General features: G+C 57.9%; 18 protein-coding genes, 1 rRNA gene and 1 pseudogene. 10 read left to right on the plus strand and 10 right to left on the minus strand.

The window, feature by feature from the left end:
- The 3 genes and pseudogenes from rrf to EE949_RS30115 all read left to right on the plus strand — a co-directional run.
- Positions 1 to 80 (plus strand): 5S ribosomal RNA (rrf, locus tag EE949_RS30105); the annotation flags it as partial.
- 343 nt (positions 81 to 423) lie between these two features.
- A pseudogene (locus tag EE949_RS30110) lies at positions 424 to 1,194 on the plus strand (MCP four helix bundle domain-containing protein); the annotation flags it as partial.
- Positions 1,186 to 2,049 carry a methyl-accepting chemotaxis protein gene (locus tag EE949_RS30115; protein WP_430735959.1) on the plus strand — a complete coding sequence of 288 codons (864 nt, stop codon included), beginning with the start codon at positions 1,186 to 1,188 and terminating at the stop codon, positions 2,047 to 2,049. The pseudogene EE949_RS30110 and the gene EE949_RS30115, both read left to right, overlap by 9 nt.
- Before the next feature lie 85 nt (positions 2,050 to 2,134).
- On the opposite strand, the gene mksF is transcribed toward EE949_RS30115, so the two are convergent.
- The 3 genes from mksF to mksB are packed head-to-tail and all read right to left on the minus strand — an operon-like array spanning position 2,135 to position 6,934.
- Positions 2,135 to 4,966, minus strand: a complete 2,832-nt coding sequence (mksF, locus tag EE949_RS04660) for an Mks condensin complex protein MksF (protein WP_122663208.1) — start codon at positions 4,964 to 4,966, stop codon at positions 2,135 to 2,137.
- The gene (gene mksE / locus EE949_RS04665; RefSeq protein WP_122663209.1) at positions 4,963 to 5,673 is read right to left on the minus strand and encodes an Mks condensin complex protein MksE; all 711 of its coding nucleotides are present in this window, start codon (positions 5,671 to 5,673) and stop codon (positions 4,963 to 4,965) included. The genes mksF and mksE overlap by 4 nt, the downstream gene beginning before the upstream one ends.
- Positions 5,663 to 6,934, minus strand: a complete 1,272-nt coding sequence (mksB, locus tag EE949_RS04670; RefSeq protein WP_122663290.1) for an Mks condensin complex protein MksB — start codon at positions 6,932 to 6,934, stop codon at positions 5,663 to 5,665. Before mksB ends, mksE begins: the two co-directional genes overlap by 11 nt.
- Positions 6,935 to 7,077: 143 nt before the next feature.
- Between mksB and EE949_RS04675 the strand changes: the two genes are divergently transcribed.
- Both EE949_RS04675 and rimI read left to right on the plus strand, forming a co-directional pair.
- On the plus strand, positions 7,078 to 7,875 hold the full coding sequence (locus EE949_RS04675) for an energy transducer TonB (RefSeq protein ID WP_122663210.1): 798 nt from the start codon (positions 7,078 to 7,080) through the stop codon (positions 7,873 to 7,875).
- Entirely contained in the window at positions 7,868 to 8,320 is a 453-nt protein-coding gene (gene rimI, locus EE949_RS04680) for a ribosomal protein S18-alanine N-acetyltransferase (RefSeq protein WP_027900174.1), read from the plus strand. Before EE949_RS04675 ends, rimI begins: the two co-directional genes overlap by 8 nt.
- A 259-nt stretch (positions 8,321 to 8,579) precedes the next feature.
- Here rimI and EE949_RS04685 read toward each other — a convergent pair whose 3' ends face one another.
- Complete coding sequence (locus EE949_RS04685; RefSeq protein WP_122663211.1) at positions 8,580 to 8,996, minus strand: serine kinase/phosphatase; 417 nt, start codon at positions 8,994 to 8,996, stop codon at positions 8,580 to 8,582.
- Positions 8,997 to 9,145: 149 nt separating this feature from the next.
- On the opposite strand from EE949_RS04685, the gene can reads away from it, so the two are divergent.
- Positions 9,146 to 9,787, plus strand: a complete 642-nt coding sequence (gene can / locus EE949_RS04690; protein WP_122663212.1) for a carbonate dehydratase — start codon at positions 9,146 to 9,148, stop codon at positions 9,785 to 9,787.
- Positions 9,788 to 9,938: 151 nt separating this feature from the next.
- Here the strand turns inward: can and EE949_RS04695 are convergent, their stop codons facing one another.
- The 3 genes from EE949_RS04695 to EE949_RS04705 all read right to left on the minus strand — a co-directional run bounded on the left by EE949_RS04695 (position 9,939) and on the right by EE949_RS04705 (position 13,683).
- Positions 9,939 to 11,111 carry a hypothetical protein gene (locus EE949_RS04695; protein ID WP_122663213.1) on the minus strand — a complete coding sequence of 391 codons (1,173 nt, stop codon included), beginning with the start codon at positions 11,109 to 11,111 and terminating at the stop codon, positions 9,939 to 9,941.
- Positions 11,112 to 11,238: 127 nt separating this feature from the next.
- The gene (locus EE949_RS04700) at positions 11,239 to 12,912 is read right to left on the minus strand and encodes a methyl-accepting chemotaxis protein (protein ID WP_122663214.1); all 1,674 of its coding nucleotides are present in this window, start codon (positions 12,910 to 12,912) and stop codon (positions 11,239 to 11,241) included.
- 87 nt (positions 12,913 to 12,999) lie between these two features.
- Positions 13,000 to 13,683, minus strand: coding sequence for an HD domain-containing protein (locus EE949_RS04705; protein ID WP_122663291.1), 684 nt, complete (start codon positions 13,681 to 13,683; stop codon positions 13,000 to 13,002).
- Between the two features lie 147 nt (positions 13,684 to 13,830).
- Between EE949_RS04705 and EE949_RS04710 the strand changes: the two genes are divergently transcribed.
- The 3 genes from EE949_RS04710 to EE949_RS04720 all read left to right on the plus strand — a co-directional run bounded on the left by EE949_RS04710 (position 13,831) and on the right by EE949_RS04720 (position 17,750).
- Positions 13,831 to 14,337, plus strand: coding sequence for a sigma-70 family RNA polymerase sigma factor (locus EE949_RS04710; RefSeq protein ID WP_122663292.1), 507 nt, complete (start codon positions 13,831 to 13,833; stop codon positions 14,335 to 14,337).
- Positions 14,334 to 15,263, plus strand: a complete 930-nt coding sequence (locus EE949_RS04715; protein ID WP_122663215.1) for a FecR domain-containing protein — start codon at positions 14,334 to 14,336, stop codon at positions 15,261 to 15,263. Before EE949_RS04710 ends, EE949_RS04715 begins: the two co-directional genes overlap by 4 nt.
- Positions 15,264 to 15,380: 117 nt before the next feature.
- Positions 15,381 to 17,750, plus strand: a complete 2,370-nt coding sequence (locus EE949_RS04720) for a TonB-dependent siderophore receptor (protein ID WP_122663216.1) — start codon at positions 15,381 to 15,383, stop codon at positions 17,748 to 17,750.
- Positions 17,751 to 17,869: 119 nt separating this feature from the next.
- Here the strand turns inward: EE949_RS04720 and EE949_RS04725 are convergent, their stop codons facing one another.
- The 3 genes from EE949_RS04725 to EE949_RS04735 all read right to left on the minus strand — a co-directional run bounded on the left by EE949_RS04725 (position 17,870) and on the right by EE949_RS04735 (position 20,471).
- Positions 17,870 to 18,655, minus strand: coding sequence for a sulfite exporter TauE/SafE family protein (locus tag EE949_RS04725; RefSeq protein ID WP_122663217.1), 786 nt, complete (start codon positions 18,653 to 18,655; stop codon positions 17,870 to 17,872).
- A gap of 351 nt (positions 18,656 to 19,006) precedes the next feature.
- Complete coding sequence (locus EE949_RS04730) at positions 19,007 to 19,741, minus strand: aspartate/glutamate racemase family protein (RefSeq protein ID WP_122663218.1); 735 nt, start codon at positions 19,739 to 19,741, stop codon at positions 19,007 to 19,009.
- 19 nt (positions 19,742 to 19,760) lie between these two features.
- Positions 19,761 to 20,471, minus strand: coding sequence for a GntR family transcriptional regulator (locus EE949_RS04735; RefSeq protein ID WP_122663219.1), 711 nt, complete (start codon positions 20,469 to 20,471; stop codon positions 19,761 to 19,763).
- Positions 20,472 to 20,772: 301 nt separating this feature from the next.
- Here EE949_RS04735 and EE949_RS04740 point away from each other — a divergent pair, with 301 nt between their 5' ends.
- Positions 20,773 to 22,209, plus strand: a complete 1,437-nt coding sequence (locus EE949_RS04740) for an NCS1 family nucleobase:cation symporter-1 (protein ID WP_122663220.1) — start codon at positions 20,773 to 20,775, stop codon at positions 22,207 to 22,209.
- Positions 22,210 to 22,275: the final 66 nt, after the last annotated feature.

Raw genomic sequence — 22,275 nt, forward strand, 5'->3', positions numbered from 1 at the left:
ATCCCGAACTCAGTAGTGAAACGATGTATCGCCGATGGTAGTGTGGGGTTTCCCCATGTGAGAGTAGGTCATCGTCAAGATTAAATTCCAGAACCCCTGATCGCTTACGCGTTCAGGGGTTTTGTTTATGCGCGAAGAAAAAAGGATTAGCTGTAGGTACGCGCTTGCCCGCAATAGGCGACTCCGCGTTCTGTCTGACACACCGCCTCGCAGCCTTCGGCAGTTCCTACAGGTATACCGCGATCGGGTAGGACCGAATTCATTCGGGAAGGCTGTATGTCAGGCGATACATAAGCTGCGGATGTACAGCCCCCTCGCGAACAAGTTCGCTCCTACCACTGCTAAATGAAACATACGGACACACCTTCATCTTCCCGCATCGCAGCCGATACTTAGCTAACATCACTCTTTGAGTTCAGCCGTATGACACTGCGTAATCTCGGAATTGCCCTTCGCGCCGCTCTCTGTTTCTCCCTCATGGCTTTATTCGTCCTGTTTCTCGGTGTCATGAGCCTCGACAAAATGTCCGGCCTCAACAAAAACACCACTGATCTCGGTGGCGGCTGGCTGAAGTCCACTCGGCTTCTGGGTGAGTTGGCAGACACCACATCGCGATTCCGTACCATGTCCTACTTGATCATGGTCAACCGCACACAGGCGGACATCGACAAGGCCGAGGCTCGCCTTGAAGTCTTGACCAAGAAGGCCAACAACATCGTCGCTGCTTATGCGCCTTTGGTTCGTAGCCCGGAGGAGAGCACCAAGTTTCAGCAGTTCAAAGAAGCATTGGCTAACTATCTGGTGGCTCAGGACAAACTGCGCCAAGCGTCACTGGCCAAACGTGACGCTGAAATTCCAGGTTTGATCAGTGGTGAACTCAAGAAGTATTCAGACCAGATGGCGCCTCTGGTAGAGGGCCTGCTGGAGATTAACAGCAAGGGCGCGGACGCTGCCGTTGCGGACTCCGCGAGTGAGTACACCAGTGCACGCAACATCATCATTGCTGTTCTGGTGTTGACCGCTGCACTGACCGTTCTGTTGGCCGTAATCCTGACACGCAGCATCGTTCGTCCCCTCAGTGAGGCCGTGCGTGCCGCTGAAGACGTGGCGCGTGGCGATCTGACTACAACGGCTCAGGTGAGTGGTCGTGATGAAGTCACCCGCCTGCAGCAAGCACTGCAAACCATGCAGATCAACCTGCGCGATACGCTGCAAAGAATTTCCGGCTCGGCAACTCAAGTTGCCTCAGCCGCTGAAGAGCTCAATGCGGTGACCGAGGAAGGTTCGCGATCGCTGCAGCAGCAAAATAACGAAATCGAACAAGCCGCTACAGCGGTCAACGAGATGACTGCAGCCGTCGAAGAAGTCGCCAGCAACGCGGTCAACACGTCGACTGCTTCGCAACAGTCCAGCACCTCGGCCATGCAAGGTCGCCAGCGTGTTCAGGAAACGGTCAACGCCATCCAGCAAATGACCAACGACGTCGAAGTGACTTCCGAGCAGATCCGCAGTCTGGCTGACCAGACTCAAGATATCGGTAAGGTTCTGGACGTGATCCGCGCCATCGCTGAGCAGACCAATCTGTTGGCCCTCAACGCCGCCATTGAGGCTGCTCGTGCCGGGGAAGCCGGTCGCGGTTTTGCTGTTGTGGCTGACGAAGTCCGGGCGCTTGCCCATCGCACTCAGCAGTCCACGCAAGAAATTGAAGTGATGGTCAGTGGTATTCAGCAAGGGAGCAGCAAGGCTGTGGCGTCGATGCAGAACAGCAGCAGCCGCGCTCAAAGCACTCTGGAGGTTGCTCGCAGCGCTGGTGATGCTCTTGAGGAAATCACCCGCAGCGTGGGTGAAATTTCCGACCGTAACCTGGTCATCGCCAGCGCCGCAGAAGAGCAGGCACAAGTGTCCCGCGAAGTGGATCGTAACCTGGTCAACATCCGTGATCTGTCGCTGCAGTCTGCCGATGGCGCTCATCAGACCAATGCCGCCAGTCAGGAGCTGTCGCGTCTGGCGGTTGAGTTGAATCAGATGGTGGGCAAGTTCAAGATTTAACGAACGCCGCACTAAGCCCACAAAAACAACGCCCACAAAAAAGGCCGCATTCTCATGCGGCCTTTTTTGTTCATGCGGACTCAGCTTATTCAGCCGCTTCCTCAGCGACTTCAGAAACAGCCGCCTTCACCTCATCACGGCGACGGATGTACTTCCAGTCCGCCTCATCAATGTAGATGCCGTTAGGCCCGCTGCCGCCTTCCAGATCGATGGCGACGTGGGCTGAAACCTGCGGCTTCACACTTGCCAGAATCGGTACGAAGCCCAGTTGCAGGCTCGTTTCCAGCAGTGCCGCCTGGTTCTTCTCGTCGATGTCTGCTGCTTCGTCCAGATAGTAAGGCAGGCGCACACGACCGGCCTGATCGCGATCCATCAAGTGCAGCAACAAATACATGTTGGTCAGCGCCTTGATGGTCATCGTGGTGCCGTTTGAGGCGGCGCCATCGATGTCGGTATGGATCACTGGCTGGCCATTGACCTTGGTGATCTCGAAGGCCAGTTCGAACAGGTCTTTCAGGCCGAGCTGGTTGTGGTTAGCCGCCACCAGACGCGCCAGATACTCCTTGGCTTCTTCGTTCTTGTTGTCCTGTTCGGCACTCTGGCTCAGGTCGAACACCGACAGCGTTTCGCCTTCTTCGTATTGGCCAGCGCTGTGGATAATCTGGTCAATGTGCTTGAGCGCTTCCTTGTTGGGAGCGAGCACGATGCGGAAGCTGGCCAGGTTGGAAACCTGACGTTTGTTGATCTCACGGTTGAACAGGGCCAGTTGGTGCTCCAGGCTGTCGTAGTCGCTACGGATGTTACGCAACGTGCGCGCAATGTCGGTCACGGCTGCCCTGCGCGCCTTGCCCAAAGTAAGGGCTTCATCGGTACGGTGTGCGTAAGCATTGATCAGCAGTTGCAGACGACGCTCGACGTCCTCTTCGCTGTCGAACTTGGCGACACCTTTCAGGCGTACCTGGGCATACAGCGCTTCGATCTGACCATCGCTGCGCAACAGACCTTGCCAGCTATCCTGATAATCGTTGAGCAACGGCAACAGGTTATCCAGTGAGTCATCCACCGGGTCCATGTAAGGCGTACCGAACGGCAGGTCGGCTGGCAGCAACTGACGACGGCGCAGGGCGTCATCCAGCGTGCGTTGCTTGGACTCCAGGTCGCCAATCTGACGTGCGACCAGTTGCAGCTTGGCGGACAGTTGCTGGACGCGCTCGGTGAACGCATCACTGGAGCGCTTCAGTTCATCCTGTGCCGCTTCCATCTGTGCCAGTTGTTCGTGTTTCTCGGGCTCTTCGGCGCTCAACGTCTGGCAACGACGGAAGTCTTCCAGCGCTTTCTGTGCGTCCAGCACCTGCTGATACAAGGCCTCAGTCTGAGTCTTGCTCGCTGCGCGGTCAGAGGCGACGGCCTGTTGGGTCTTGAGCTGTTTCAACTCTTTCTCAAGGCGTTCTTTCTGATCACGCAACGCGGCGCGATCGGCCAGCGCTTGCAGGGCAGGCGGCTCAATGTTCGTCAGGTTGATCGACAAACCCGGCACCTGGAACTGGTCGCCTTTGAAGCTATCAAGGATGGCTTCGAGAGATTTGACCCAAGCATCACCATCATCCAGCGCGATACCTTGCTCACCCAGTGGCAAGCTGAACAGGGCGCTGTTGAACAGGCGCATCAAGCGTTCTACATCCGGCTGCGAGAACTCTTCGCGCAGGCGCGCATAGCTGTTGTTGTCTGCGTGATCGAGTTGCTGCTTCACCGACTTCAGACGCTTTTCCAGATCGCGCAGACGCTCGTCCAGATCTTCGGCGCTGAATTGACGGGATTGCGCCAACGCACCGGCCAGTTCATCGTGAGCATCCTTGGCGGCCAGCAACTGTTGTTCCAGCACTTTGGCGTCGTCGACCAGCGCGAAGCGATTCTTGAGGACCGCCAGTTCGCCGATCCAGCGCTGAATGCTGCTGATTTCCCGCTCCAGACGCATCAACTCCTGAGTGCCGCCGCGCTGATCGTTCTGCAGTTCATCCTGTTGGCTGCGGTAATGCTCGGCCTGAATAACCAGCTCTTCTTTGCGGGCGGTGGAGTAATCCATCCAGGTGCCGAGCAACGAGTCGAGCAGGGGCGAAAGGCGATGCAGCTTGCCGCGTAACAGATCACGCTGAGCGACACCTGCCGCCAGAGCTTCGACCAATGGACCCGCCTTGACCAGCGAGTTGTAGTCCTGCTCCATACGTCGCACGTCGCGGAAAGCTTCTTCACACGCGGCGATGTAATCCACGCTGCCGGAACGCAGGCTGTGTTCGAACGCGTCGAGGAACAGTTGCTTGAGCTTGGCTGCGGTGATTTCGCGCATGTGTAGCAAGTTGATGAACAGTGCGCGGAAAGTCTTCAGGCTCTGTTCACTGGTGGAGCGTAGCGGAATAAGCGTCAGGTCCAATGGAATCGACGTGTGACCGCCCACCAGCAAACGACGCAGCTCATCAGGCTTGAGTTCGTAAGCTTTCAGGCCCTGGCTCTCCAGGTTGCTGAACAGCTCTTTCTGACGCAGGCAGGTGTCGTTTTTCTGGTAGTGCCCCAGATCCAGTTTGCCCGCATAGGCAAAGAACTGGTGACCGAAACCGCCACCCGGGCCACGTCCGACCACACCGATGACGTGCGGGCCATGGGGCAGGGAAACTTCAACCAGAATGTAACTGGTGTCCGAGGCGAAGTAGAACTTGCGCGATTGCTCCAGGCTGTACTTGCCGAAGCTCATGTCTGACATGCGCGCCAGAATCGGGAACTGCAGCGCGTTGATCGAGGCGCTCTTGCCGAGGTTGTTGGCCCCGTACACCGACAACGGGTGCTCCAGTGGGAACAGCCCGAGGCTGTAACCGGCCGTGTTCAGCAGGGCAAAGCGGCGGATGCCGTAGCGTTCCTGGCTCATGCATCCATCTCCTGTTGCTCGTCAGCGATAGCGCGGGCCAGGGCCTGCTCTTCGGTCTCTTCCACGTCTTCGAATTCGGCCAGATCCAGCGGGTCAGCCGTTTGCAGCAGCTTTTCATCGCTGTCGTCGTCAATCAGTACCGGCACTGGCAGCGGCAGCACGCTGTGCAGGCTGGCGGCCAGGTCGCGGTCCTGTTGTACCGAGAGGCAGACGTCGAGGAAGCGGTGCATCGGCGGCAGGAAGCGGTAGATACCGGTTTCCTCCGCGGCGAAACCCAGTTGGGTCATACGACGCATGATTTTCTCTTCCAGCTCGTCCTGGGTCTGCACTTCGGCCTGCAAGAACAGGTCGCGGTACTTCTCCAGCATCGACGGCAACTCATCGCGGCCAAGGCTGCCGCCATCCAGCACGGCGACCGGGTCGCGACCCTGGTCGGCAAGGTGTTCAACCAGAATGAACGTGAACAGCGCCAGACGTTGTGCAGTCTTGTTGACCTGCGCAGCGGCCTGGTCCGGGACGAAGTAATAGAAGCCGCGTGTATCGCAGACCAGTTCGAACCCCAGCGCTTTGAACAGCGTGCGGTATTGGTCCTGAGCGTTGGACAACTGCGCGTACAGCTCTGGATCACGGCGGCTGATGTGGAAACCTTTGAACAGCTCGCGGAAGATCGGCGCGAGCTGGGACATTTCGGATAGATCAAGATGCATTGGCTGGGTTCCCCGTTTGCTCATCACTGCTGGAGAGCAGGGCGAAGGAGCGCAGGCTGACCTGATGCTCCTGGGTAAAGTAGTCACGACGCTCAAGGCGTTCGCGGGTGAAGCGTTTTTCGCGGGACAGGCGCGAGAACCAGTACAGCAATTCGTCGGTAGCGCCGGTAGGCTCCTGCTCAAGCAGCCAGACCATCAAGTCCGGCATTGGCAAGGCGTCCTCGCAACGTTCGAGCATTTCCTTGACCGTGCGCGGCGCTTGCGGTGAATCACCTTTGCGTTTGCCGCCGCCTGCCTTGGGAAACTTCGCCGGTTTTGGTTCGAAGCGGGCCAGCGCATACACGTAGGCCTCGACCTGGCTCGCGCTGCCGAGAAAGGTGCTCTGCGGTCGTGTGAACATCGGCATGGCCGCTTGCGGGACGGCATCAATGCCTTTGCGGCGAATAGCCGACAGGGCCAACGCCGCGCCACGGGTGACTGCGTTGTGGCGGCGGGCTTCTTCACGCAGCGGCAGCAGCAGTTCGCGGGCATGACGCAGCGTCAACTGAGCGCTGGTCTGCATTTCGAGGATGCGCGCGTGGGTGCGCAGCAGCATATCGTCGTCGACCAGTTGGCCCAGGCGTTGCTGTTCGGTCAGCAAGCGCAGCAACACGTTCTCGACCTTGCGCACGCCTTGTTCGAAAGCGCCGTCAGCGTTTACCAACTGAATCATCGGCTCGACGTATTCGTCCCAGGTGGCCAGCACTTCTGCATAACGCTGACGCAACGGGATCTGGCGATCACTGGTCTTGGCCCGGTCTGCAACGCCCACCAATGCCTGTTCGTCGTTTGCGAGCTTTTTCAGCACGTCGCGCACACGCATGTCCAACAAACGCAGCTGCCGGGCGAGGTCGTTGGCGTCGCGGATATCAAAGGCGTCCTGAATATAGCCAGCCAGCCGCTCCAGATGGCGCAGGTAGGCTTCGATTTCCAGGCACAGGCCCAAACGGTGCTCGCGGCGCAGATAGGACAGGAAGTCATGAATCTGCGCATTGAGTTCAAAACGGTTGGGGCTTTTCGCCACCGGTACGAGGATATCCAGGCGAATCCACACATCCAGCAGGTTGGTGATGTCCTGCGGGGTGCTGTCCAGTTGCTGTGCGGCCAGTTGCAAGCGCAATTCGCTCAGGCTCAGGGTGCCTTGGTCGAAATGTTCGCACAGCGGCTCAAGAAGCGCCCAGTGCTCGGCAAGTGCGCGCAAGACGCGCTTAGGTTCGATCATTGGAAGGCCGACTGTTGGCAAATAAAAGCGGCGATTGTACTGCATCCGGGGCTTCGGATTTCACCTCCTGACGATCAACTGCGGCGGGAAAGTGCGAAGAGTTGTAGAATCGCCGTCCTAACTTATCCACAGGTGGCCGACCTTTGCTCAACGAGTCCCGCCGCCGCGCTTATTTGACCGCCATGCAGGTGGTCAATTGGCTGCCGCGCACCGAACTGCCTTTTGCGGCTCCGTCACGTCCGGAACTGCTTGCTCCGCTTGCGCCACAGGTTGAACCGGTGGCGGATATTGCGGTGCCCGAAGCTGCGGTCAATCAGGTGGCGAGCGCCGTTGCGGCGAGTCCGGCACTTGTCGCACGGCCAAAGATCGAAGTGCCGAGACCTGCGGCCACCAATACCCGCAAGCCTGCGGTCGCCGAAGACGAGGCTGCTCCCGCGCCGGTCAAGGCTGCTGTTGTGTCGCCACCGCGCTTTTCACTGCAGTTGTTACGCGCCGGGCGTTGCCTGCTGTTGGTGGAGTTGCCAACAGGTCAGCCCTTCCAGAGTCGTGATCCGGCTTATCTGCTGCTCAAGGACATGCTGCGTGCCGCCGGTCTGCCGGACAGCCCGCAGATCATCGGCGAGCCGGTGCGCTGGCCGTTGTTGAGCCGTGGCCAGATGGATCAGGGGCCTGAAGCGGCGCGTGATTTCGTGCAGGGTTTTGTCTCAGCCCGGCTGGAAGAGGCGCCCAGTGCCTGTTTGTGGCTGATTGGCCTACCGTCGGTGCGTTTTGCCGGGGAGGCCAATGCCGAGGCGTATAACAGTGAACTCGAGGTTGAAGGCCTAGGTTCTGCCTGGGCGTTGCCGGGTCTTGAATTACTGATGGACGAGCCGCAACGCAAGGCCGATGTCTGGAAAGCCATGCGTCGGCTGATGGCGCGCTGGAAACCGATAGATGAGTGACGCAATAACCTTCCGCCCGATGACCGAAGCGGATCTGGACGCTGTACTGAAGATTGAATACGCAGCGTTCAGCCATCCGTGGACACGCGGCATCTTTCTCGACGGTCTCAAGTCTTACGAAATATGGCTGATGTTCGAAGGCAACCAACAGGTCGGGCATGGCGTGGTGCAAGTCATCATCGACGAAGCGCACTTGCTCAACATCACCGTCAAACCGGAAAGCCAGGGCCGCGGTCTGGGGCTGCGTTTACTCGAACATCTTATGTCACGGGCTTATCAGTTGAACGCCCGGGAATGCTTCCTTGAACTGCGTGACAGCAACCGCGCAGCGTATCGGTTGTACGAGCGCTTCGGCTTCAACGAAATCGGCCGCCGACGTGATTACTACCCTGTTGCCGGCGGCCGCGAAGATGCGCTCGTCATGGCGTGTACGTTGTTCGAGTAACCCGTACTGCTGACCAGACATACTTCCCGGTAGGACCGAATTTATTCGGGAAGGCGGTATTCCAGGCGATACATAGACTTCGGATGTACCGGCCTCTTCGCGAATGAATTCGCTCCCACGGAGGCGACGCCATTTCGTAGGACCGTTTTTAGCCGGGAGAGCGTCCGGCATCTACCTCGATATCCGCAGGCAGAATAAGTCTCTCCCGGCTAAAGCGGAGCGCCGCCCGGCCAGTCCTGCAGGTTTCGGACGCCTGAGATTATTCGCTTTTCTCAGGCTTGCCATCCAGCGGGTCCAGACGGCCCAACTCGGCCTCATCCAGACCATCGCCACCACCAATGTCATCTTCGTCCACTACTGTGAGACTGAAATCGGCGGGGCTGTCTTCACCTTCTTCTTCGGCCGAGCGAGCGCCGTCTTCGCGGATCAGGATTTCAGGGTCCAGATCGTCGTCAGTCGGGTGATGATCTGGGGTCGACGCGCCGGTTAAACCTGCTTCGCGTACGCGCTGCTCCGGAATTTCGTGGCTGAGTTCATCTTCAGGAATCAAGTCACCGATGCGCGCATCGTCGCCTTTGTCGTCGAAATCCAGCTCACGCATTGAGCCCATTCGATCTTCGTTATCGTCAATGGGCTCGGGTTGGGTTGCACCGTAAGGGCGGCGGGAATCATTCATGGCGAATCCTCGTTATTCAGGGGCGTGAAAGGTGGACCGGCACCTATCCTGAAGATTCCTTTTGCTTGCACGAGCGGAGGCGGAAAATGAGTAGTGACCCGAATCGCCGAGCCCCAGTCATAAGCTGGCACATCTTCGAGGCATGACACATGAACGAGCTACAAGACCTGATCGACAACAACGAACGTTGGGCAGACGCGATCACCAAGGAAGATCCTGAGTTTTTTGCCAAGCTGGCGCGCCAGCAGACCCCGGAATTCCTGTGGATAGGTTGCTCGGACGCCCGCGTACCCGCTAACGAGATCGTCGGCATGTTGCCGGGTGATCTGTTCGTGCATCGCAACGTCGCCAACGTCGTGCTGCACACCGACCTCAACTGCCTGTCAGTGATCCAGTACGCAGTCGACGTGCTGAAGGTCAAACACATTCTGGTGACCGGCCATTACGGTTGCGGTGGGGTCAGAGCTTCGATGCAGGACCGCCAGTTGGGTCTGATCGATGGCTGGTTACGCTCGATTCGCGATCTGTATTACGAAAATCGCGAAACCCTGGCCAAGCTGCCTACCGAAGAAGAACGCGTTGACCGCATGTGCGAACTCAATGTCATTCAGCAAGTGGCCAACGTCGGCCATACCAGCATTGTGCAAAACGCCTGGCATCGCGGGCAGAGCCTCTCGATCCATGGTTGCATCTACGGCATCAAGGACGGCCGCTGGAAAAGCCTGAATGCGACGATCAGCGGCTTCGAACAACTGCCGCCGCAGTACCGTTTGCGTCCGTTGGGGGAGTAAGTAATCCGTTTGGATGCAAAACCTGTGGGACCGAATTCATTCGGGAAAGCGGCATTCCTGACGACAAATATCCTGTGAATGTACAGGCCCCTTCGCGAATGAATTCGCTCCCACTGGTGATCTCATTTACCCGCAGGAGCGATGTTCGCGTTTACATATACGGATGAACCGCTGGCGCTGTCAGCGGCTTCTGCAGCTGTTTGAGTGAGCGCGATACCGTCCCGGATGTGCACTTGGCGTCGGCGTCGGCCTGGCTCAGTTTGCGCACGTCGGTGTAGAACAGCACACAGGTTTTGATTTTATTGGTGACCTGCCAGTTCTGCGTGCAACTGCTCAATGTCGCTTTGGGATCTGCACCCGGCTTCTGGCCCATCCCGGCCTGCCAACAGGCAGCGCTCAAGTCCTGCCCCATGACCGCCAGACCGGCCGCATCTGCCTTGGCTTCGTCGCCACCATAGTTGGATTTGTCAGCCGCGTACCAGATGTAACTCGGATGGTTGGAACCCAGCACGGGTACGGTTTGCCCTGGCGTCGGGCTGATCGTCGCCAGCCCCAGCACCGGCACGCTGGCTGAATATTGCTGCTTGATCCAGTTACGCACCGGAGCGCCGAACGCAACCATCGGCAACGATGCACCGCCAGTGCTCTGGCTCAACTGTTTGACCATCGTGGTCTGGTAATCCTGAAAGAAGCTGTATACGCCTTCCAGTGAACTACCCGCCGAGGCAGGCGCTGCAATCGGCGCGATATCGATGATGGTCTGATAGGCCGGAGTCTGTGCCAGTGGGATGCCGTTATAAGACAGCAACTGCGCCCAGCGGTCGGTGGTATTGGACTTCAGATAATCCTGAGCCTGGGTCAGCGAATAGTCGGGTGGGAAATGCAGCAGTTCGACACTCTTGCGGTTCTCCAACGCCATGCCCAACGGCAGGAACAAATACCAGTTGTACTGCCATTTGTCCGGTCCGGAGGCCAGGAGTTTTTGCGCGCCGCTGTAGGCGAGATCGCCCGCGTCCAGCAGTTGGGTCAGGGGCTTGTCATAACCGTCAGGTACACCGCTGATCTGCGCGTAGATAACATCGCCATCGCTGGTCACGCTGACTTTGCCGCTATAGCCATCACGCTGCACGCTTTGAGTCAGGTAATGCTCGACGGTCTGTTCCAAGGTCCAGTTGCGATAACAGATGACGTTGCAGTTGTTGGGGAAGGCGAAGAGTTGGGTCACGCGTTCCCGGCTACCCAGTTTGACGTTTACATCAGCCTGCACCAGCGATCCGAAGGTGAGGGTGGCAAGTGTTGCAGTCCATACAGCGGCTTTCAGCATGCTCATATCCTTTTTGGCAATCTGCCCCGAGGGTTCGGGTCGCTTCAATATTGAAGCAATGTGCCATTGCGAATAAACGGGGGACAGCAAATAAATTTACTGCCCCAGGCATGCTGTGTGGATGCAATCAGAGCACAAAACGCTGAACCATCAGGTTCAAATCTGTTGCGAGCACCGACAAAGCGTTGCTGGCCGCCGTGGTCTGGTGTGCGCCTGATGCGCTTTGGGTGGACAGATCGCGAATACTGCTGAGGTTGCGATCCACTTCACCGGCTACCTGTGCCTGTTGCTCGGCTGCACTGGCAATCAGCAGGTTGCGGTCATTGATGGTAGAGGTCGAACTGATGATCACCGTCAGTGCCTCGCCGGTGGCGGCGGCTTGCTCAAGTGTCACGTTGGCTTGATTGGCCGTCAGCCGCAGTGCCTGGGCGGTTTCCTGGGTACTTTGCTGCACGCTGTTGATCAGCCCTTCGATTTCTGTGGTTGACGCGCTGGTGCGCTGTGCCAGCGAGCGAACTTCATCGGCAACCACGGCAAACCCGCGTCCAGCTTCGCCCGCGCGCGCCGCTTCGATCGCAGCATTGAGCGCGAGCAGGTTGGTCTGATTGGCGATGGCGCGGATCACATCGAGGATTTTGCTGATGCTCAGCGTGCGCTCGGCAAGCCCTTCAGCCTGATGTGATGTGTCCAGTACATTGCCGGTCAGTTCTTTGATCGAGCCAATGGTGTCGGCCAGGCGCAACTTGCCGTTGGCCGCCGCTTCGTTAGAGGCCAGGGATTCGGTCGCGGTGTTGCTGGCATTGCTGGCAACTTCCATCGCCGCTTGACTCATTTGATTGACCGCAACAGCAGCCTGTTCGATTTCGCTGTTCTGTAGTTTCAGGTTTTCCGCACCTGACTCGGCAATGCTGCTCATCTCCTGCACCGACTGCGAAAGCTGGTTCGCGGCGGCGTAGATCTGCTCAATGGTCGAGTGCAGATTGCCACGCATCCGGCCGAGCATGTTCAACAGCTGAGCGGTTTCGTCCTTGCCCTCGGGGATTGTCTGCGGACTCAAGTCACCATCGGCAATGGTGCTGGCGATTTTCAAGGCCTGACGTACCGGACGAATAATGCTGACACTCAAGCGCCAGGCCAGCAGCAAGGTCAAGGCAAGGACCACGCCGATCGCGCTCAGGGCGATGATGCGCGTCTGGGCGTAGCTGGCGGTGGCTTTCTCGACGGCGGTAGCCGCGCTTTGCTTGTTGAGCTCACGTAGTAACTGCACCTGCATGTCCATCAGGTCGCCTTGCAGGGACAGCATGGTATTGGCCAGCATGCGGGCGTCTTCAATCTTGCGCTGCTCGATCAGCGCAATCTCGTCATAAAGGCCGGGGATGAATGCTTTGTAAGCGTCCTGCAAGGCCACGAGAGAATCTCGCTCGGTGGCGTCCTTTACGTGAGCGAGATAGTCGGCGAAGCCTTTTTCGGCATCATTCTTCAGTGTTTCGACGTTGATCTTGCTGGTAACCACCGCGCCGGGGTCGTCAGCATTGGCGATCAGACGAATGCTTTCGCTGCGCATTTTGACCAGTGTGATCGCCAGCGCATCGGCCATGGCGATGCTGGGCAGCGAGCCGCTTTCTACCGTTTCACCTTGCTTGCGAATCTCCTGCATCTGGAACAGGCAGAATGCCCCCAACGCTACCGTGAGCAATGAGGTGATGCCGAAACACAGCACCAGACGCTGAGTGATCTTGAAGCGCCGCAAGACCGTGGTCCCGGAGCGTCGACGCAAAATGGCAGGCAATAATTTTTTCACTGAGGCTAAAACCCAATCGATAGAAACATCGGAGACTGGGTTATAGGGCAGTTCTGTGATGTCTTTGTGACATCGCTAAGTTTGACGTCAAATTTCCGATGAGTCGTTCAATTCAGTTTTTTTCGGCGCACCCACTTCCTGCATCAGTTCATCCAGAAAGCGCTTCATGCGTGCATGCCTGATCTGCGCCAGACGAGCGCCTGTCTCCGTCTGGAAGCTATCGGTCAACTGGAAAAGCTTGGTATGGAAATGATCCACGGTGAAACGCTTGTCATCGTAATCACGGTTTGATGCGTGGGGGTCCTCTGGGTCATACAGGCCACTGCCCATTCGCCCGGAAACGTAGAACATCCGCGCTACGCCGATCATACCCAGTGCGTCGAGCCGGTCAGCATCCTGAAGGATTTTTGCTTCGAGTGTTTCAGGTGTGATTGCTGCCGAGAAGCTGTGTGCCTCGACTGCATGAGCAACTGATTCAATGCGCTCTTCCGCCCAGCCCATTTCGGTGAGCAGATCCGCAGCCTTGGCCGCAGCGAGCCGCGACGCACTGGACCGGAAGGGAGAGTTTTTCTCCACGGATACGCAGTCATGCAACAACGTGGCAGCTATCAGGATCTCCGGATCGCCGCCCTCTACATCGCGAATCGCGCAGACGTTGCTCCACACTCGCAGCAGGTGGGAGGCATCATGGGAACCGTCAACTTTTTCGGCCACGGTGTGTGGCAGTAGAAAAGTGGCGAGATCCTGAAAGGGGGCAAAGGCTTCAGTCATCAGCGGTACCGCCAGGCATGCGTGTAATAACAGCATTGCAGATAAACAGGCTTGGGCAAATGTCCGCTGTCATTCGCCGCTTCAAACGTATTGCCAAGCCATTTACAAGCCTGCATCATTTGTTAATGATTTTCATTGGCAATCGAGATGTCTCACACTCTGCAACGTCGTAATGCTGCGCTTGTTCACCTGTTTGGCGAGCATCATGGCTGGCTGCTGGAGCGTCTGCGCGCGCGAATTGGCTGTCGCCATGACGCCGCAGACATGGCTGCCGAAACTTTTGCACACGTGGTTGCGCTACCCGATACGCAAGCGATTCGTGAACCCAGAGCCTTGCTGACGACGATTGCCAAGAGGTTGATATTCGCCAGTTGGCGTCGGCGTGACCTGGAGCGAGCTTATCTCGAATCGCTGGCCGCCGAACCCGAGCTATTTGAGCCGTCTGCCGAAGCACGTTACCTGATGATGGAAGCTTTGCTGGAGGTGGATCATTTGCTCAACAGCCTTTCCTCCAAGGCCAGGGCTGCCTTTCTATACAGCCAACTGGACGGTTGGACCTACGCCCGGATCGGGGCCGAGTTGGGCGTGTCAGCACCCCGGGTCCATCAATATGTGGTCCAGGGTCTCAAAGCCATCTGTGCGGTCCAACGATGAGCGAACTGCCTGCGGCCCTCGAACAGGCCATCGAATGGCACGCGCGCCAGGCCTCAGGGCAATTCTCTGAGGGGGAACTTCGTGCGTTTGAGCGCTGGCTTGCGGCTGATCAATCCCATGCTGCGGCATGGAACGTTCTGCGTACCCGGCTTGATCAGACGTTCTCGCATTTGTCTGGCAGTCGTGCCCGTCAGGTATTGAGCGCCGGAACGAGTCGTCGTCATCTACTGCGTGGAGCGCTAGCGGTCGGCGGTTGTACGCTGACCGCACGACTGTTGACCTGGCCTGGCATGCCGCTGGACAGGCTCACAGCGGATGTCGCGACCGCCAATGCGCAGCGCCAGACACTGGTTCTGGTCGATGGCTCCAGCCTGACCCTGAACGCAGAAAGTGCTATCGATGTGAGTTTCACCGCGAGCATGCGCACTGTGCGCTTGCTGCGTGGAGGCCTCATGGCGCGTATCGAAGCGCAAGACCGGCCCTTCCAGTTGGGGTGCCGTGACGGCAGCGTGCAGTTAACTTCCGGCCAGTGTGTGCTGAGCCAGTATCAGGATCACACGCAGTTTTGGCTGAAAGCCGGCACTGCACAGATCCGCTCGCAACGTCAGACGCTGGTTCTGACGGCCGGGCAGGGCGCGCGTCTTGATGGACTGGGTGTCCATCCATTGCCGGTCAGTCAAACAGACCCCGGTGCCTGGGTGCGTGGGTTACTGGAGGTCAGCGATCAATCCCTCGCAGAGGTCGTCGATAGGTTGCGTCCCTACAGGCGCGGAGTTTTGCAGGTTTCCGATGCTGCGGCGTCGCTGCGTATTTCCGGCGTATTCAATCTGGATAACAGCGATCAGGCACTGGCAGCCTTGAAAGATATTCTGCCGCTGCGCATCGATCACTATTGGGGGCTATGGACCCGGATTGATCGGGTCTGATACGCCTGCTGAAAAATAAATCACAGGAGCCCTTAACAAATCGCCACCTCACTCTACAGAACAGGTAAAGGCGCCAGATTGCGCGCTCCGTTTTGCCAGCGAGGTTGAGCATCGTCCATGCGTCCATCACTTGTTACTCCATTGTTCATGACCTTGGCGGTTGCCGTTTCGGTGAGCGCTCAGGCTGCTGAAGCTCTGTATGACTTCTCTGTACCTGCCGGGCCATTGACCGGCGCGCTCATTCAGATCGGCCAGCAGAGTTCGCGGCAGATTTTGTTCATCCCCGCTGATGTTGCCCAGCGCGTTTCTGCGCCCGTGATCGGCCGGATGAGTGCTGCGGCGGCGGTTGAGCGTGCGTTGCAGGGTAGCGGTCTGCGCTTGCAGATCACCGCCAGCGGCGCATTGAGCGTGCAGCCTGTGCCGAGCGAAGGCATGACGCTGGAGGCGATCAGCATCAATGCTGCTACTGCGGGAGATGGCAGCAACGGCGAGCAAGCGGGGTACGTCGCACGGCGCAGCAGTGTGGGAACCAAAACCGATACGTCATTGCTGGAAACCCCGCAATCAGTGTCGGTGGTGACACGTGCCGAAATGGACCAACGCAAGAGCGACAATATTTCTGACGCGCTCAAGTACACCCCGGGTTTTACCAGTCAGCCGAGCGGCTTCAGTCGCACTGCCGATGATTACACGCTGCGCGGCTTCAACGTAGGCGCGGGTACTGGCGGCATCCTTCGCGACGGTATGAAATTACAGTCCAACCCTTACGACGGCAGCGTTGAAGCCTATGGTCTTGAACGTGTCGAAGTGCTCAAAGGCGCTTCGTCAGTGCTTTACGGTCAACTGTCGCCGGGTGGCATGATCAATACCGTCAGTAAACGTCCGACGGATACCCCCTTGCATGAAATTGGCGTGGAATTCGGCAACCATAATCGACGGCAGTACACCTTCGATCTCGGTGGCCCGCTGGACGATCAGGGCCAGTTCAGTTACCGCCTGACCGGCTTGTGGCGCGACAGTGATACCCAGGTCGACCACGTTGATGATGATCGGCGTTACATCGCTCCGGCCATCACCTGGCGTCCCGATGACGATACCTCTCTGACCGTGCTGGCCAGCCATCAGGAAACCTATACTGGTTTCGCGCCTCCCACCAGTTACCGCATGACGACTTACAGCTCAACTCCGGGGTACAAGATTGGTCGTGATCAATTCACCGGTGAGCCAGGCTACGACCATTTCAATAATCGTATGGACACCTTGGGTTACCTGTTCAGCCACGACTTCAATGAGAACCTGAAGGTCAATCACAGCTTGCGTTACTTTCAGGCGAACACTGACTGGAATTATCTGATTCCGTTCTCCATCGTCGGCTCTAATCTGCTTCGACGTTACAGCGAGCGAGAAGAGCGTTCGACCGGCTGGACGACTGACAACAATGTGCAGTACACCTTCGAGAGCGGAAACTGGAGACACACTCTGCTCGCCGGCGTTGATTACTACCACAAGACCTATGATTCGCATCGCTACATCAGCGGCACGCTGGCGCAGTTCGCGCCACCCTTGAATCTCGCCAACCCGGTGTATACCGGTGTCGGCGCTAATACTGCCGCAGACAGTGGTTCGGATCTGCACAGCGCCCAGTCAGGTGTTTACCTGCAAGACCAGATTACCTTCGACGAAAAATGGGTGCTGCTGTTGGGTGGCCGACAGGATTGGGCGGAGAGTCGAACCACCAGTCATGCTGATGACAGCCGCCAGTCACGCAATGACAAGAAGGCTACCGGGCGCATCGGCCTGGTTTACCTCGCCGAAAACGGCTTGGCTCCTTATGTGAGCTACAGCCAGTCCTTCCAGCCTGCGAGTGTCAGCAACCCGGCTTTTGGCAACGCGTTTGCGCCGCTTGAGGGTGAACAGTACGAGTTGGGCCTGCGCTATCAGCCGCCCGGCACCGAGACGATGCTCAGCGCTGCTGTGTATCAGCTTACTCAGGACAATGCGCTCAGCTACGATGCTGCCAGCGCGACCTATGTGCAGTACGGGAAAACCCGCTCGAAGGGGCTGGAGCTGGAGGCCAAGACAGAGGCCACTGACAACCTGACGCTCACAGCCGGTTATGCCTATACCGACTCGCATGTCATCGAAGATCAGGCGGCGACTAACGTCGGCAAACGTATCGAAGGTGTTCCGTATCACAGCGCCAGCGTGTGGGCGAGCTATCGTCTGGGCGCATTCGGTATTCCGCAAATGCGCGTGGCTGCGGGCGCTCGTTACATCGGCACGACCCGCGCTACGCCGACAGATTACGAAGGCAAAATCGGTGCTTACACCTTGGTCGATGCGCTGGTCAGTTATGAAATCGGCAAGCACTGGGAAGTGGCCGCCAAGGCGCAGAACCTCGCGGATCGCAAATACCTGTACTGCAACACAACCTGCCGGTATGGCGATGAGCGAAGTGTGATTGGATCGGTGAGTTATCGCTGGTAGCCAACACGCAAGCTAATGGATTGAAATGCATTTTCTGTAGGAGCTGCCGAAGGCTGCGAAGGATTTATCCTGAAACGCCGCCATTCGCAGCCTGCGGCAGCTCCTACAGAAGTCGTGAATCAGAAGACCAGCTTGTACCCGATAAACGCCAGCATGATTGCCAGGCATGGACGCAGGATGTCGTCCGAGACCCGGCCGGAAAGATGGCTGCCCAGATAAATTCCCGGCAGCGAACCCAGCAGCAGGAACCCCAGAATTCCCCAATCCATATTGCCCATACCGGCATGACCCAGACCTGCAACCAGTGTCAGCGGGACGGCGTGGGCGATTTCTGTGCCGACCAGGCGGCGAGTGGCGAGGAAGGGGTAAAGGATAAACAGCGCGACAGTACCCAGCGCACCGGCGCCAATGGATGTCAGTGCGACCATTGTGCCGAGAATCAGGCCGGTTACCACGGTCAGTGCGTTCAGGCTCTTGCCGCTTGGGTTGTAGTTCCCACCTGCCCGGTTGTGGGCAAATGCGAGCAGGCGCTTTTTGAAGAACACCGCCGCCGCGGTCAGCAGTAGAACGACACCCAGTGCCTGCTTGATCACCGCATTCATGGCGTCTGGAGCCGCGTGCAGGGTGCTGAGGAACCACAGCGTCAGCAGCACCGCCGGGACGCTGCCCATGGTCAGCCAGCCGGTGATTTTCCAGTCGATGTTGTCGTTTCTTTTATGAACCCAGACACCGCCTGACTTGGTGATGGCTGCATACAAGAGGTCAGTGCCAACGGCCGTGGCCGGGTTGACGCCGAACCAGAGCAGGATCGGCGTCATCAGCGAGCCGCCGCCCACGCCCGTCATGCCTACGATGAAGCCCACCACCAGGCCCGCAACCACCAACCCCAAACCACCAAAATCCATTACTGCTTCCCACAACAAAAAGGGCGACTGTCAGAAAAAACTGGCGGGCAGCATAACGACGTTTTTAATAACTTCTTATATCGATACGGTCTATCGATATATCTTTATTAGTGCTCAGTGGGAGCAGCTGTTTTGTGTAGCGGACATTAGACGCTGTAGGAGCGCACGAGCACCGCGAGCCTACGATGGCAGTGCATCAGACAGGACGTCGCGGCAAACATAGGACCTGTAGGAGCTGCCGAAGGCTGCGATAGCGGTGTATCAGGAGAAATGCTTCGCAGCCTTCGGCAGCTCCTACAGAAAATGCATTTCAATCCAGTCATTTGTATTTTTTGACAGGGCCGGACCTGGTTAACGACCGAAATGCGCAAAGCGCCCAGTAAAGCGCTTGGCCAGCGGGAAGGCCAGATCCCCGTGTTTGCTGGTAGCGAGCCCAAGTTCACCCAATGCCTCTGCCAGTTTCACGGCGGCGGCGACGCCGTCTACCACCGGCAAGCCTGTCATTTCACTGACCAGCCCCGGCAGGTCCGCCATGCCGCCGCACCCGAGAATGATCGCGCCAGCGCCTTCGTTGTCGCGTGCGTATATCGCCTGTTCGGCAATGCGTTCCGCCAGGGCCTGCTCACCCATGCTTTCCAGTTCCAGCACAGGCACATCAACGCAGCGCACCGAGGTGCAATGCTCGGTCATGCCGTAGTTGCGTAATAGATGCTCAGCGATGATCCGTGTGCGGGTGAGGGTGGTGACCACCGCGAAGCGAGTACAGATCAGGCTGGCGACATGAAAGGCCGCCTCGGCGATGCCGATCACCGGTGCGCGTGCCAACTCACGTGCCGCCAGCAAACCCGGGTCGCCAAAGCAGGCGATGATGTGTGCGTCGTATCCCGCAGCAACGCCTTTGCGAACTTCTTCCAGCACGCCGACGGCGGCGATGGCCTCGTCAAAATGACCTTCGATGGATTCCGGGCCAGCGTCCGGGCAGCAGGCGATGATTTCAGTATCGGGCCGTGCCACCGCCCGGGCAGCCCGGCCGATACTGGCGGTCATGCTCTGGCTGGTATTGGGGTTGATGACCTGGATTTTCATGTAAGGCTCGACTCGCGGATCAACGCTTGAAAATGGTTTTGAAGTCCGGCTCGACCGGCGTTACCTGATCGACCTGCAAGCTGGCGCGAATGCTTGCCAGATGTTTGCCCATCCATTGCGCCGCCGAAGCGCCTTTGCCTTCTTCGAGCAGCCCGAGCAGTTCAGCATGATCGCCACAATCGCAGCCGACACTGTGGCGTGAACCATAAACAGCAATAATCAGCGACGAACGCGTGGTCAGTTGGGCGACCTGTTCGGTCAGTACCTGATTGTCCGCCAGCGCAATCAACTGCACATGAAAGCGCGCAGACAGCTGAATGGCTTTGCTGTGCAAACCGTCGCGCTGGGCCTGGTGTTCCTCATCGACCAGCGTGCGCAGTGTGTTCAGTTGAGCCGCGTCAATCTGCTCGGCCACGGCCGGCATCAGCGCCGGCTCGATCAACTGCCTGGCAGCAAACACATCCTGAGCTTCTTTAGCGGTGGGCTGCGCAACTTCCGCGCCGCGATTGGTGCGTAACGTCACCAGCCGCTCCAGTGCCAGCCGTTGCAGAACTTTGCGAATACCGGTCCGGCTGATGGCAAACACTTCCGCCAAGGCATCTTCGGGCAAACGGGTGCCTGGCAATAGTCGGTGCTCGACGATGGCTTCCAGAATGTCCTGATAGATCTGTTCATCGCGGCTCAGTGTTGAGTCGCTCATCGCAGGGGTAGCGAGGAAGAGAGGATTCATAAGGCCGCTTTAACCGGTAAATGTGGGGCTGATCGTATACAAAGTCTAGACGATTTGCCATCACCGCTTACAGCCGTGGTAATGCCGATTGTATGCACTGACACTGCGCATTTACGCACTTTAATTGCGCACTTGAAGAGAGGCCGGTTCGTCGCCTGAGGTGCCCGGACACTTCTATCACCTGCCTTTTGGGCGTCTTGGCCGTGTTTGGCATGCATCATGCCTTTCAGATCGTATACAAATAACGCCAGCCTCCGTATGCAGTCTCCGGAGCGGCATCGATCCAGGGAGAGTGCGTGCGATGAATCCAGAAATTCCAAAGGGCTACAGCCCTCGCTTGTACAACGAAGATCTCGGCCCGGTTAAGCAGAAATGGACCTGGTACAACATCTTCGCGTTCTGGATGAGCGACGTGCACAGCGTAGGCGGTTACGTCTTCGCCGCGAGCCTGTTCGCGTTGGGGCTCGCCAGTTGGCAGGTATTGATCGCCTTGCTGGTCGGGATTTGCATCATTCAGGTCATCGCCAACCTGCTCGCCAAGCCGAGTCAGCAAGCAGCCGTGCCTTATCCGGTTATCTGCCGATTGGCGTTCGGTGTGTTCGGCGCAAACATTCCGGCGGTGATTCGCGGCTTGATCGCAGTTGCGTGGTATGGGGTGCAAACCTATCTGGCGTCCAGCGCACTGGTCATCGTCGTACTGCGCTTCTTTCCGTCCATGGAAAGCCTCGCTCAGGTGCACTTCGCCGGTCTGTCTTATCTTGGCTGGATGGGCTTTTTGACCCTGTGGGTGCTGCAGGCCATTGTGTTCTGGCGCGGCATGGATTCGATACGTCGCTTCATCGACTGGGCGGGGCCGGTGGTCTATGCAGTGATGTTTCTGTTGGCTGGCTGGATTGTCTGGAAAGCAGGCTGGAGCAACATCAGCTTCACGCTGTCGGAGAAATCCTTGAGCGGCTGGGAGGCCTTCGGTCAGGTGGTGATGGCAACGGCGCTGGTGGTGTCGTACTTCTCCGGACCTACTTTGAATTTCGGCGATTTCAGTCGCTATTGCCGCAGCATGGCTGACGTTAAACGCGGAAACTTCTGGGGCTTGCCGGTGAACTTTCTGGCGTTCTCACTGGTGACGGTAGTGATCGTCTCCGGCACCTTGCCGGTGTTCGGCGAAATGATTCATGACCCTATCGCCACCGTGGCACGCATCGATAATACCGTCGCGGTATTGCTGGGCGCGTTTGCCTTTGTGACCGCAACCATTGGCATCAATATCGTCGCCAACTTTGTGTCGCCGGCTTTTGATTTCGCCAACTGTGCACCGAGCAAAATCAGCTGGCGTGCGGGCGGCATGATCGCGGCAGTGGCCTCGATCTTTATCACGCCGTGGAACCTGTTCAACAACCCGGAAGTGATTCACTACACCCTGGACGTGCTGGCGGCCTTTATCGGCCCGCTGTTCGGCATCCTGCTGGTGGATTTCTACCTGATCAAAAAGCAGTACATCGATGTGGATGCACTGTTCGACGACACCCCCGCTGGCCGCTACTGGTACACCAATGGCTTCAACCCGGTGGCGATCAAAGCGTTGCTGGCTGCCACGCTGGTCGGTCTGCTGTTTACCTTCGTGCCGTGGTTCAAGCCAATTGCCAACTTTGCCTGGTTCACTGGCTGCTTCCTGGGCGGCGCGTTCTACCTGGTGCTGGCGCGCCGGGATGTGAGAATGGCTGCGCCCGCATTGGCGTGATCCGCTGATTTTGTAGGAGCTGCCGAAGGCTGCGATTTGCGGTGTGTCAGATGTACCGATTCGCAG

The sequence above is a fragment of the Pseudomonas viridiflava genome (assembly GCF_900602065.1).
Lineage (GTDB): Bacteria > Pseudomonadota > Gammaproteobacteria > Pseudomonadales > Pseudomonadaceae > Aquipseudomonas.